11 protein-coding genes are annotated in these 12,285 nt (G+C 51.6%); 5 read left to right on the forward strand and 6 right to left on the reverse strand.

What is annotated here, in order from left to right:
* Positions 1–292 precede the first annotated feature (292 nt).
* Together IT774_RS14805 and ggt are read left to right on the forward strand one after the other, a co-directional pair.
* Positions 293–1,669 (forward strand): Na+/H+ antiporter NhaC family protein, encoded by a 1,377-nt coding sequence (locus IT774_RS14805; protein ID WP_195810447.1) that lies wholly within the window; start codon positions 293–295, stop codon positions 1,667–1,669.
* 4 nt (positions 1,670–1,673) lie between these two features.
* Positions 1,674–3,356 carry a gamma-glutamyltransferase gene (gene ggt / locus IT774_RS14810; protein ID WP_195810448.1) on the forward strand — a complete coding sequence of 561 codons (1,683 nt, stop codon included), beginning with the start codon at positions 1,674–1,676 and terminating at the stop codon, positions 3,354–3,356.
* Positions 3,357–3,376: 20 nt separating this feature from the next.
* Here ggt and IT774_RS14815 read toward each other — a convergent pair whose 3' ends face one another.
* The 5 genes from IT774_RS14815 to IT774_RS14835 form a co-directional block, all read right to left on the reverse strand.
* Positions 3,377–3,793, reverse strand: a complete 417-nt coding sequence (locus tag IT774_RS14815) for a VOC family protein (RefSeq protein ID WP_195810449.1) — start codon at positions 3,791–3,793, stop codon at positions 3,377–3,379.
* A gap of 9 nt (positions 3,794–3,802) precedes the next feature.
* Entirely contained in the window at positions 3,803–5,218 is a 1,416-nt protein-coding gene (locus IT774_RS14820) for an aldehyde dehydrogenase family protein (protein WP_195810450.1), read from the reverse strand.
* A gap of 136 nt (positions 5,219–5,354) precedes the next feature.
* A complete protein-coding gene (locus tag IT774_RS14825; RefSeq protein ID WP_195810451.1) occupies positions 5,355–6,653 on the reverse strand; it encodes an adenylosuccinate synthase in 1,299 nt (432 codons plus the stop codon).
* A gap of 161 nt (positions 6,654–6,814) precedes the next feature.
* Positions 6,815–7,018 carry a DUF2065 domain-containing protein gene (locus IT774_RS14830; RefSeq protein WP_232365012.1) on the reverse strand — a complete coding sequence of 68 codons (204 nt, stop codon included), beginning with the start codon at positions 7,016–7,018 and terminating at the stop codon, positions 6,815–6,817.
* 1 nt (position 7,019) lies between these two features.
* On the reverse strand, positions 7,020–8,171 hold the full coding sequence (locus tag IT774_RS14835) for an aminotransferase class V-fold PLP-dependent enzyme (RefSeq protein WP_195810452.1): 1,152 nt from the start codon (positions 8,169–8,171) through the stop codon (positions 7,020–7,022).
* A gap of 178 nt (positions 8,172–8,349) precedes the next feature.
* Between IT774_RS14835 and IT774_RS14840 the strand changes: the two genes are divergently transcribed.
* Positions 8,350–8,784 carry a hypothetical protein gene (locus tag IT774_RS14840; RefSeq protein WP_195810453.1) on the forward strand — a complete coding sequence of 145 codons (435 nt, stop codon included), beginning with the start codon at positions 8,350–8,352 and terminating at the stop codon, positions 8,782–8,784.
* A 41-nt stretch (positions 8,785–8,825) separates the two neighbouring features.
* On the opposite strand, the gene trxA is transcribed toward IT774_RS14840, so the two are convergent.
* Positions 8,826–9,677: a thioredoxin gene (gene trxA / locus IT774_RS14845; protein WP_408641186.1), complete on the reverse strand. Its 852-nt coding sequence runs from the start codon at positions 9,675–9,677 to the stop codon at positions 8,826–8,828.
* Positions 9,678–9,868: 191 nt separating this feature from the next.
* On the opposite strand from trxA, the gene IT774_RS14850 reads away from it, so the two are divergent.
* Both IT774_RS14850 and IT774_RS14855 read left to right on the forward strand, forming a co-directional pair.
* Entirely contained in the window at positions 9,869–10,216 is a 348-nt protein-coding gene (locus IT774_RS14850; protein ID WP_195810455.1) for a DUF962 domain-containing protein, read from the forward strand.
* Between the two features lie 3 nt (positions 10,217–10,219).
* On the forward strand, positions 10,220–12,274 hold the full coding sequence (locus IT774_RS14855; protein ID WP_195810456.1) for an alpha/beta hydrolase family protein: 2,055 nt from the start codon (positions 10,220–10,222) through the stop codon (positions 12,272–12,274).
* The last annotated feature ends 11 nt before the right edge of the window (positions 12,275–12,285 follow it).

The following is a 12,285-nucleotide window of genomic DNA, read 5'->3' on the forward strand; positions in this document are numbered from 1 at the left end:
AATTATGCCAGGTAAGTAAACCTTTATCCCAGGTAGCGGGTAAAACCGCTGGGTTTGTAAGCAAACCGCTTTGTTTGAGAATTGATAAATCAATTTTTAAGGCCACTTACACTCACCCACCGGCAAACCGCTATCATTGCCGGCTGAATCTGAGTAGGCTACTGCTATCCTATAAATATTTTTATGGGTGGTTTTGTCAAAAAGTTGCCCGTGGTTAATACAACACACCGGAAAGCCAGCGGCCGCATGGTTGTGATTTCCCATATTAATCGTTTTATTTGTAGGAAAGTATATGGATTGGGTGTCGATCATCCCCCCACTCGTTGCCATTTTTGTGGTCTTCTGGAAAAAAGAAGTCATTATGGCTTTGCTGATGGCTGTATTGTGCTCTGAAGCCCTGATTGTTATGCAGGCCGCCCCGGGGCAGATACTGCTGGCGCCGATTAATTCGATGGAGCGTGTTATTGAAGTGGCCGCCAGCCCGGGCAATACCCGAATTTTGCTGTTTTCGGTACTGGTGGGAGCCTTGCTTGCCTATATCCGGGATTCAGGCGGGGTTACCGCCACCGTTAACTGGCTGATTGGTAAAGGCGTGGCCAAAAGTCGTCGGCAGGTTGGCGGGTTGACCATGTTTACCGGCATCGCGGTGTTTATCGAGTCTAATTTAAGCGTACTGACCGCCGGCATCTTTGCGCGCGGTTTGTTTGATAAATTTAAAATGAGCCGGGCGCGCCTGGCCTATATTATCGACAGTACCAGTGCCCCGGTATGTATTCTGATTTTGCTCAATGGCTGGGGCGCCTTTGTACTGGGGATGCTGGATACGTATGATTTACCGGAATCGTCTGTCAGTATTTTGTGGGGTTCGGTGCCACTGAACTTTTATGCCCTTATCACCCTGGCGATTGTGACTTATACCATTGTGAAAGATAAAGTACATGGGCCTATGGCCAAAGAAGAGTCGCTGCAGGCGCAGGCCGAGACCCCGTTGGAAACCACTCCCGCGACCAAAGCCCGCTTTATGCTGATCCCTTTAGTGGTGATGGTCGCCAGCATGGTAGGCTTTATGTTCTGGACCGGCGATGGAGTGCTGGCCGAAGGCAGTGGTAGTAAGTCGGTGTTGTACGCCACCGTGCTGGCGACCGCCGTGGCTTATTTATTATTGATATCTCACCGCCAGTTTACCCACCAACAAGCGGTTAAAACCGGCTTCAAGGGCATGGGCGAGTTGCTGCCACTGGTTACCATTGTGTTGTTGTCGCTGACCTTAGGCAGTAGTTTGAAAATCCTGGGCACGGGTGTGTTTGTATCAGGGATTGTGGGTGAGTATCTGCCGCTGGTGCTGATTGTGCCGATGCTATTTTTAGCCGGGGCGGTAATGTCGTTTACCACCGGCACCTCCTGGGGCACGTTTGCCATTCTGATCCCTATCGGGGTGCCTTTAATAGAAACCCTGGGGCTGCCACCTTCGTTGGTTATCGCCGCGATTCTGGGAGGCGGGATTTTTGGTGACCATTGTTCACCTATCTCTGATACCTCAGCGGTATCCTCCATCGCCGCTGGGTGCGACCTGCTTACTCATGTTCGCACTCAGCTACCCTATGCACTGGTTGCCGGTTCGTTGACCCTGGTGGCCTATGTGATTGCCAGTATTGTTATGATTGGATAGATTTATGCGTCATTTATTATGGATAATCGTATTTGTTGTGGTCAGTGGCTGTGCACAACAGCCTGACACATCCTCTTCCCCGGGTAATGCACAAGCGGTTGCTGCCCCTGATACCTTCAGTGCCAACGCCGCTATGGCGGTATTACAGGACGGTGGCAACGCGGTGGATGCTGCTATTGCCACTCAGTTTGTGCTGGCGGTGACGCTGCCTGAAGCGGGTAATATTGGTGGCGGCGGCTTTATGACCCTGGTTCATGAAGGCGAGACTGATTTTCTGGATTTCAGGGAAATGGCGCCAGGCAAGGCCAGTCGCGATATGTATCTGGATGACAACGGCAAGGTGAAACCTCACGACTCTTTGTATGGGGTGCGTGCCTCTGGGGTCCCGGGCTCAGTCGCCGGCATGTGGGCCGCGCATCAAAAATACGGCAGTCTGCCCTGGCGCCGACTGGTGCAGCCAGCGGTCGATTTGGCCGAACAAGGCTTTGTGGTGCCCGAAAAACTGGCGGGTAACATCAACCAGTTTATCCAAAAAAGTCGCGAAAAGAATCTAATCAACAACTTTACCGCGTATTTTGGCCATGCTACTGCCGGCTCGACCCTGGTGCAGCCTGAGCTTGCCGCGACCTTAAAACGCATACGTGATGAAGGTAAAGCTGGCTTTTACGAGGGCGAAACCGCCCGGATGCTGGCTGACTTTATGCAGCAGCATGATGGACTGATTACCGAGGACGATTTGAGCCGCTATCAGGCTATCTGGCGTGAACCGGTAACCTTCCGCTGGCAAGGTTATACCCTGGTCACCGCGCCCCCTCCCAGTTCCGGTGGCATCGCCGTGGCGCAGTGGCTGGGCATGTTTGCACAGGCTCAGCAAGATATGGAGCCAGCTGACCACAATAGTGTGAAATACATTCATTTGTTATCAGAAATCGGCAAGCGGGTTTTTGCCGATCGAGCGAAATATCTCGGCGACCCGGATTTTATTGATGTGCCCATGGCGGCGCTTATCGATGATGACTATATTGCCCGGCGTGCCGGTGAGGTGAATCCTGATACTATTTCTGACAGCGATAGCATCGAGCCTGGTTTAACTGAAAGCGAGCAAACCACCCATTTTAGTATTGTGGATCAGTGGGGCAACGCGGTGGCAATCACCACCACCCTGAACCTGGGCTTTGGCAGTGGCATGGTGGTCACCGACGCCGGCTTTTTACTGAATGACGAAATGGACGATTTTAGCGCCAAGGCCGGAGTCCCCAATTTTTTTGGTGCGGTGGGCGGTAAAGCCAATGAAATTCAGCCCTACAAACGCATGTTATCTTCCATGAGCCCGACGGTGGTATTGGATGCAGAGCAAGATGTCGCTCTGGTTACCGGATCGCCGGGGGGCACCACCATTATCTCATCGGTAACCCAGTCGGTATTAAATGCGCTGCATTTTGATATGAGTGCTGAGCAGGCGGTGAATGCGCCTCGTTTTCATCATCAGCTATGGCCTGAAAACACGATTCGGATGCATACCGGCATTGCTACGGACAAACAGCAGCAATTAAAACAGCTGGGCTACACCCTTAAACAACAGCCCTTCGGTGATTTGCAGCTTATTAAACGCACCTCCCAGGGTCTGGAAGCCGCTTCACAGCGAAGCGGACGGGGCTTGAGTCTGGTGGAAGAAGCCGCGCAGTGACCAGCCTCTGCGCGGCCCGCTCAGCGGGCAAATAGCTGTTTAGCATCAGCAAATGCTTTAAATTCCAGAGCATTACCGGCCGGGTCCAGTAAAAACATGGTGGCCTGCTCACCCGGCTGGTCTTTAAAACGAATATAGGGTTTGATAATAAAGCGCTGTCCGGCGTCTTCCAGGCGGGCAGCCAGCTGTTGCCACTGCGCCATGGTCAGCACCACCCCAAAATGCGGCACCGGCACGGCCTGCGCATCGACCTGATTAGGGCTCAAGCGTGCTGGCATGCTGGCAACTTTGTGGGTGACTAACTGGTGGCCAAAAAAATTCCAGTCAATCCATTCGCTATCACTGCGACCCTGTTCGCAGCCAAAAAGATCGCCGTAAAACTGCTGAGCCGCAGTAAGATCGTTAACCGGAATGGCCAGATGAAACGGCTGCACCATATTTTTCTCCTATAAAAGCTTTTTCAATATTGCCAGTTTAAATGACGAAAATGGCGCATAGCGCACGGCCACATCCAGCCAGAACTTTCTGATCATTACCGATTTTTTATGGCTTAGCTGGGCAAACCCAGCGTGTCCGTGATATTGCCCCATGCCGCTGGTTCCCACCCCGCCAAAAGGCAAATTCGCATTGGTCATAAACATCATAATATCATTGACACACACGCTACCTGCGCTCACCTTACGAATAACCCGCTGCTCCAGCTTGCTATCGTTAGTAAATAAGTACAAAGCCAGAGGCTTAGCGCGCTGACGGATAAAATCCAGACTTTCAGAAATTTGGGTGGTGGTCAGAACCGGCAACAACGGGCCAAAAATTTCTTCCTGCATTATCGGGCTGTCAGCATCGGGATCCAAAACAATGGTGGGCCCGATTTTGTGTTCCTGCGGATCGGTTTCGCCACCAAAATACAGTTGCTGATTTTCCAGATAACCACATAATCGATCAAAATGATGGCGATTGATGATTTTCCCATAATCCGGGCTTTGCAATGGCTGACGGGTGTATTGGGCTCGAATTTCTTTTTTCAAAGCTTTGAGCAGGGCGTCTTTAACACATTCTTCCACAATAATGTAATCAGGGGCGACACAGGTCTGCCCGGCGTTCATCCATTTGCCCCACACAATACGGCGGGCGGCGACCTCCACGTCGGCGGAGCGTTCTACCAGACAGGGGCTTTTACCGCCCAGTTCAAGGGTGACCGGGGTCAAATGCTGGCTGGCAGCCTGCATCACAATTTTACCCACCGCTTCACCACCGGTATAGAAAATATGATCCCAGGATTGGGCCAGCAGATCCGTCGTTTCTGCTTTACCGCCTTCGATCACAGCGATCGCCGTGTTGTCAAGATACCTGGGGATAAGTTTTTTTATCAGGCTCGAAGTCGCCGGCGCCAGTTCCGACGGTTTCAATAATACACAGTTGCCCGCGGCTATCGCCGCAATGCAGGGCGCCAGCGTCAGTTGCAGCGGATAATTCCAGGCGCCTATCACCAGCACACACCCCAACGGTTCGTAAAAAACCGCGCTACTGCCCGGCTGGGCGATCAGGGGGGTAGGCACTTTATGTGGCCGCATCCACTTTTTGAGATGACGCAAGGTATGTTTGATATCGGTCAGTAAAAAACCAATCTCAGAGGTCCATGCTTCGGTTTTAGACTTTCCAAGGTCTTGATATAACGCGGTTATTAGTTCATCGGTGTGATGCTTTAATAAACTTTCTAACGCGCTTAACTGAGCCCGGCGCCACGGTAGAGTACGGGTACGGTCGCTGGCGAAACTTTGTCTGAGTTGCGCTAATACCTGGGGCGCTGAAAAGCCGTCCTGATTATCAAAAGAAGCAGAATCTGCTGAAGCATAAGACATTGTGGGGCGCCGCCAAAAGAGTATTTTCAGCAGTATATCAAAGCGGAGTCAGCAAAGAAGGGCTGGGCGTTAATAAGCCCAAAATAACACAGCCTGCAAGGAGCAGGCTGTGGATAACTTTTTGGATAAAGTGTGATCACACGTCGTATGGATTGCGCAAAACGATCGTTTCGTTGCGATCCGGGCCGGTAGAAACAATGTCGACCGGCACGCCGGTAATCTGCTCTAAGCGGCTGATGTAATCTTTCGCCTGTTGCGGCAGTGCTGCAAAATCCTGGACCCCGAAGGTATTTTCTGACCAGCCTGGCATTTCTTCGTAGACCGGACGAATCTTTTCGTATCCGTCGGCAGCCATCGGCGGCACATCTTTCACATTCCCGTCTGCGTCTTTATACCCTACGCAAATTCGTAATGTATCCAGACCATCCAGCACATCCAGCTTGGTCAGGCAAAAACCGGTGATAGAGTTAATTTGCACAGCCCGTTTCATCGCGACTGCGTCAAACCAGCCGGTACGACGTTTGCGACCGGTGGTGGCACCAAATTCGTGGCCTTTAACGCCTAGATGCTGACCTACCTCGCAGTCCAGTTCGGTAGGAAACGGACCTGAGCCCACACGGGTAGTATACGCTTTCACAATACCCAGAACATAATCCAGATTCAGCGGACCAAAGCCAGCGCCGGTGGCAACCCCGCCCACTGTGGTGTTGGAGGAGGTTACATAGGGATAGGTACCATGATCGATATCCAGCAAGGTGCCCTGGGCGCCTTCAAACATAATGGGCAAACCGGCACGATGGGCTTTATCCAACTCATCGGTCACATCCACTACCATAGATTTTAAGATATCGGCCACAGACATTGCCTGTTCATACACGGTATCAAAATCCACGGCTTCTTCGTGGTAGTACTGAGTCAGCGTAAAGTTGTGAATATCCAGAACTTCTTTAAGCTTCACCTTGAAGTCTTCGGCATTGAACAGATCGCCCACTCGCAAGCCACGACGAGAAACTTTATCTTCGTAGGCCGGGCCGATGCCACGACCGGTGGTGCCGATGGCTTTGGCACCACGGGCCTTTTCACGCGCCACATCCAACGCGATGTGATAAGGCAGAATCAGAGGACAGGCTTCACTGATTTTTAAACGCTCGCGAACCGGCACATTGCGATCCTCCAGCATTTTCATTTCAGTCATCAATGCTTCCGGGCTTAACACCACACCGTTACCGATAATACAGGTAACATTGTCACGAAGAATACCAGAGGGGATAAGATGCAAAACGGTCTTTTCGCCGTCGATTACCAGCGTGTGACCTGCGTTATGGCCGCCCTGATAGCGCACCACATATTTTGCCCGATCGGTTAACAGATCAACTACTTTACCTTTACCCTCGTCACCCCATTGGGTGCCAAGTACCACTACGTTCTTTGCCATGAATCGAATGTGTAAGAAAATTAGGCGGGGATTCTATCAAAGATCGCCATCGCTGATCATCTCTTTTTATGCGCAATTTATAGACAGGCCTTCACTGCCGGCGGCCGCCAACGCCGGACTAATATTCGAAAACGACCAGAATTCATTGTGTTGGAAGACTTTCAGGGCCACAAATAATACAAACTTACCAGCCCGACAATCACCATAATTCCGCCGTATTTTTGTAACGAAGCCGCGCGCTGCTGACTCAACTGCAGCAAAAATAAGCGCCAGCGGTTAGGCATACAGAACGGGCCTAAGCCTTCCAGCACCAATACCAGGGCGATTACCAAGGCCAATAAATGAAGGGGGCTAAGGGTATCCAAATCAGCTTAAATCCACAGCAAGGGTGTCCAGGCTATGATACAAACCAAATCCAAAGCGTAAGCGGCGATCGCGGTAATCGGTCAGAATTCCTTTGCCACGCAGCTGCTCGGATAGGGCTTTTGCGCTTTGCGCCTCCGCCAGTTCAAAAGTTAAAAAATGACCGCGACAGTTTTCATCGTCGATCAGCAATGAAGACCGGTTTAATTGCGGATGGGACTGGGCATCCAGTAATTCTAAAAACCGCTGTTGCAGCTGCTTGATATACCTATTGATGCGCTCCACACTGAGACCTTCTTCAGCAAACAGGGTAAACACCGCCCGCAGTCGATACAGTGCACAAAAATCCATGGTGGCGCCGGCAAACTGCATTCCGTTTTTCGCATAGGTCACTGCATCGGCACGAGGGCTTGCCAGTTCACCAAATTCAGCATACCAGCCGGTATACACCGGTCGTAAGGTATTATTTGGCGGTACATGGGCAAAGCAGGCCCCCTCGCCCGCCTGAGCATATTTGTAGGCGCCCGCCAAATAAAACACCCGATGAGCAATGGGCGCCAGGTCTGTAGGCAGGGCCATAAAGCCATGATAGCCATCAATAACAATGATGGTGTCGGAGGAGGTCACCGCTTCCACAATTTGCTCCAGATGTTCCACTACCCAGCCTGAGTTGAAGAACACCTGGCTGACCAAAATCATGTCCCAGTGGTGTTGTTGTATTTGCCCGATAAAACGGTCTGTGAAACTGGCAAATGGCTGGGCAGGCTCCCGATGACATTGCAACTGACCGGTTTCTTCCAGTCGCTGCAGCTGCCGGCTGGCGCTATGAAATTCACTGTCGGTAGTAAGGAGACGCACCTGGCGACTAAAATCCAGGCAACTTAGCAGCCGGCTCACCAACTCATGGGTATTCGGGGCAAATACAATTTGTTCCGGGGCCCCGGTATTGAGGGTCTCACTAATAAAATGCTGAGTCTGGGGGACCACATCGCTGAAGAAGAATGCCCATTTTTCGTCGGCCAGTCTGGCGCTGTCATCCCAGTAAGCTAGCATCGCTTCCCGGGTCACATCGGGCCAAAAATAATGACTATGACAGGCAAAATGTTGTTTTCCTGAATGTGCGTTCAGATAACGCTGATAAAAGTGCTGATACATATCGGCAATGATTCTGTGCTTACTTTTTGTGCCAATGTAGCAGAGTCTGTTGAAGGTGAGTAGACGCTACGGCCAAAAAGCATAATCAGGGACAACTACGACCAGTAATAAGGGGATGCCGTCGACGACCTTTTTCTGCTATAAATGAATATCAGAATACAGCCAGGCAGACATAGCAATGAGATTTCCCACCTATGGGCAATATGCGCTGGATGTCTCGGGAAACATGCTGGAAGTTTACGCTACGGGCGCATGGACTCGGGCCACCACAGAAGCAGCAATTGAAGAAATTTATGCACTGCTTCCAAAATTCAACCAGCAGCCATGGGGTGCCCTACTGGATGGCCGGCGCTGGGTGCTGACCACACCGGAGTGTCAAAATCGGATGGCTGAGGCCATTTTGCACTGTATCGACCATGGACTCTCCCGTTCAGCCTATGTGCTGGACCCCGGCATGGTGAAACGTGCCCAACTGGAACGTACTTACCCTAATACCACTGCCGATTATCAGCGTAATTATTTTCAAAGCTATTTTGCCGCGCTGAACTGGCTTCACACCGAAGGCTTTTGCCCCTACCGGGTCGCCGACCCGGTGGCCGACGACATCAGCTAGGCTGTAACGGATGGGGCGAACCCACTGGTTAATGGATTGAATTAATAGAGCAAGCTGTAAACTTTACGCCGATACAGGGATTTGAGCGGATCGCCATCGGCCAGTGCATTGATCATATCCAGCATGCGCTTTTTGGCATCGCCAAAATTCAAATCAGTAAGTAACACGGTATGCAACAATTCCAGCGCTTCATCGGCTTTGTGGGCCTGTTGCAGTTGTACCGCCAAATCGATTTTAAGCTGCAAATCATCCGGGTTTTGCGCCACCTCTTGCTGTAATTGTTTCAGCTCCGGCGACTCTGCGGCCTGTTCGGCCAGCTCTACCTTACTCATCATGCTTTGATAACGGGCATCCTGATCGACCATCCGAATCTGGCTCAGCTCGGTTTTCGCCTGGGCGATGGAGCCGGTTTCTATCAGGCAATCAATATACATATACCGCGCATCGATATTATCCGGACTGAGATCTACCGCTTGTTTAGCCAGCGGAAATGCACTTTGATAATCGCCCTGCTGCACCAGCTCGGCGGCTTTTTGCAATTCTTCATCACCCGGCTGCGGTAAATATTTCGCCAGCAATTCACGAATATGGCTTTCGGTCTGCATACCGGCAAAACCATCTACAGGCTGACCATCTTTAACCAGCATCACGGTGGGCAGATTACGAATACCAAATTGTGCGGCGATTTCCTGTTGTTGCTCACAGTCTACCCGGGCCAGGATCATATCATTGGGGTATTCTCCCGCAATGCGTTCCAGCATTGGCATCAGGTCTTTACAGGGTTCGCACCAGGCGGCCCAGAAATCGACCATCACCAATTTTTCCTGCGACTGCTGTAAAATTACCTGCTGAAAATTTTCAACGGTAATATCAACGACGTTTGTCTGTCCCATTGTTTCCATTATCTATGCCCGTGAATGATGTATTTGTTTCCAGATATGGGGGATCCTCCTGAAAAAAACAAGCAACAAAAAGATTCTGTGTCCGGCTGCCATGATTACCTTTTCGCCATGGCCATGGGTTGCAATCCTGGCTGGCCGCCTTTACAGTTTACATCTTATTTACAATGTGCGAGTAAGCTGTCATGGCACCGTCACGCTTTGCTTCATTCAAAGAGTTTTACCCTTATTATTTAAGCGAGCATCAGAATGCTGCCTGCCGCCAATTACACTTTATCGGCTCCTGGCTGGTGCTGGCGGTAATCGGGTGGGCGACGGTGGTGCAATCTGCCGGTCTGTTATTACTGGTGCCGGTTATCGGTTATGCTTTTGCCTGGATGGGTCATTTCTTTTTTGAAAAAAACCGGCCAGCCACCTTCTCCTACCCATTTTACAGTCTGGCCGGTGACTGGGTCATGTTTAAGGATATTTTGCTACAACGAATTTCGCTCAAAGGTCATCATTATGACAAGTTACATTCTCAACAAGGATAACCCATGAATTTCACTTCTTTTTACCGGCGCTCCCTGCCCATCGCCCTGGCCAGTTGTCTTAGCGTACCGGCCCTGGCGCAGGAAGGCCTGGCTGACACCCTGCAGTATCAGGATGTGTTTAACCTGGAATATGCTGCTGCGCCATTTTTCAGTCCACAGGGTGATACGGTGTATTATGTGCGCCATAGTATGGATATCATGAATGACCGGACCACCAGCGCGTTATGGCAGGTTAATCTGAAGGACCAGCGCCACCGCCCCATGCTGGCCAACAGCGGCAACATTCGGCAACCGGCACTTTCCCCGGATGGTACCCGCCTGGCCTATGTCAGTGACGAAAATGGCAGTGCTCAGATTTATATGCACTACCTGGAAGACGGCCTCACCGCCCGCCTGACCAAGCTTACCGAAAGTCCGTCGCAGATGACCTGGTCCCCCGATGGTAAGCAACTGGCATTTACCATGTTTACCGCCACCAAACAGCAACCTTTGTTTTCCTCGATGCCAGGAAAACCAGAAGGAGCAAAATGGGCCGAATCTGCAAAATACATTGAAAAAACCGACTACCGGGCCGATGGTCAGGGCTATCTGGACAGTGGCCATCGCCAGATTTACATACTGCCTGCCGAAGGCGGTACGCCCCGTCAGTTAACCACCGGCGCCTACCCCAACAGCAGCGAGCTGAGTTTTTCGGCGCAAGGCAACTGGCTGTATTTTGCCGCTGATCGAAGCAAAGATTTTGCGCTGCATCCGGTGCGCGGGGATATTTTTCGCATCAATACCACCACTGCCAAGGTGGAACAGGTTACCGATATGCCTGGCCCTGAAGCACGTCCGCAGCTTAGTCCGGATGGCAAGTATCTGGCGTTTACACAATTGCAGGATAACAAACAGTCATATCAAACACCGGACCTGGTGGTGATGGAGCTGGGTAGCAACAAGGTCACCCGGTTAACCGAGGTTTTGGATCGCTCTCTGGGCAGCTTCAAATGGGCTGAAGACAGCGCTTCGCTGGTGTTTTCTTATCTGGATAAGGGCCATCATCGTCTGGCCCGGGTCGGGCTTGACGCCGAGATACAAAAATATGAGGTGAGTCTGGGCGGACAGTCGCTGGGCCGCCCCTATACGTCTGGCGAATTTGCCCTCAGTTCCAAAGGTCAGATTGCCTATACCCAGGCCAGCGATAGCCGGCCCGCCGACCTGAGCCTGCTGACCCCACAGGGTGAACGGCGAACCTTGACGACGCTTAATGAAGATGCGTTAGGGCATCTGACATTGGCTGAGGTGAAACATCTGCCGGTCACCTCCACCGTCGATGACCGGCAAATTGATGCCTGGGTGGCCTATCCGCCAGGCTTTGACCGCAATAAAAAGTACCCCATGATTCTGGAGATTCATGGCGGCCCCCACGCAGCCTATGGCCCTCACTTTGCTATGGAAATTCAGTTGATGGCGGCCAAAGGGTATGTGGTGGTATGGTCGAACCCCCGGGGCAGTTCCTCGTATGGCGCTGAGTTTGGTAATTTGATTCATCATAATTACCCGTCTGATGATTATCAGGATCTGATGGATGTGGTCGACGCCGTGGTGGCCGAGGGTGCCGTGGACAGCAACAACCTGTTTATCACCGGAGGTTCCGGCGGCGGTGTGCTGACCGCGTGGTCAATTGGAAAAACGGACCGTTTTGCGGCGGCCGTGGTGGCCAAACCGGTGATCAACTGGATGAGCTTTGCCTTAACCGCCGATGCCTATCCCTATTTTTCACAGTACTGGATGCCTGGCAAGCCCTGGGAAGTGGCCGACCATCTGTGGGAACACTCGCCCTTGTCGTTGGTAGGTAATGTCACTACTCCTACCATGCTGCTGACCGGTGAGGCTGACTATCGCACGCCTATTAGTGAGTCTGAACAGTTTTATCAGGCCCTGCGCTTACAACAGGTAGATGCAGCCATGGTTAGGATCCCGGGTGCGCCCCACGGTATTGCCGGTCGGCCTTCACGACTGATCCAGAAAACCGGAAATATACTGGCCTGGTTTGAACGTTATAAAAGTAAGTAACCGGGTTTAAG

This window comes from Salinimonas marina, assembly GCF_015644725.1.
GTDB lineage: Bacteria > Pseudomonadota > Gammaproteobacteria > Enterobacterales > Alteromonadaceae > Alteromonas.

Bases quoted from the DNA above. Each gene is read 5' to 3' on its own strand.
- IT774_RS14805 (WP_195810447.1), top strand. From the start codon at position 293: ATGGATTGGGTGTCGATCATCCCCCCACTCGTTGCCATTTTTGTGGTC.
- ggt (WP_195810448.1), top strand. From the start codon at position 1,674: ATGCGTCATTTATTATGGATAATCGTATTTGTTGTGGTCAGTGGCTGT.
- IT774_RS14815 (WP_195810449.1), bottom strand. From the start codon at position 3,793: ATGGTGCAGCCGTTTCATCTGGCCATTCCGGTTAACGATCTTACTGCG.
- IT774_RS14820 (WP_195810450.1), bottom strand. From the start codon at position 5,218: ATGTCTTATGCTTCAGCAGATTCTGCTTCTTTTGATAATCAGGACGGC.
- IT774_RS14825 (WP_195810451.1), bottom strand. From the start codon at position 6,653: ATGGCAAAGAACGTAGTGGTACTTGGCACCCAATGGGGTGACGAGGGT.
- IT774_RS14835 (WP_195810452.1), bottom strand. From the start codon at position 8,171: ATGTATCAGCACTTTTATCAGCGTTATCTGAACGCACATTCAGGAAAA.
- IT774_RS14840 (WP_195810453.1), top strand. From the start codon at position 8,350: ATGAGATTTCCCACCTATGGGCAATATGCGCTGGATGTCTCGGGAAAC.
- trxA (WP_408641186.1), bottom strand. From the start codon at position 9,677: ATGGGACAGACAAACGTCGTTGATATTACCGTTGAAAATTTTCAGCAG.
- IT774_RS14850 (WP_195810455.1), top strand. From the start codon at position 9,869: ATGGCACCGTCACGCTTTGCTTCATTCAAAGAGTTTTACCCTTATTAT.
- IT774_RS14855 (WP_195810456.1), top strand. From the start codon at position 10,220: ATGAATTTCACTTCTTTTTACCGGCGCTCCCTGCCCATCGCCCTGGCC.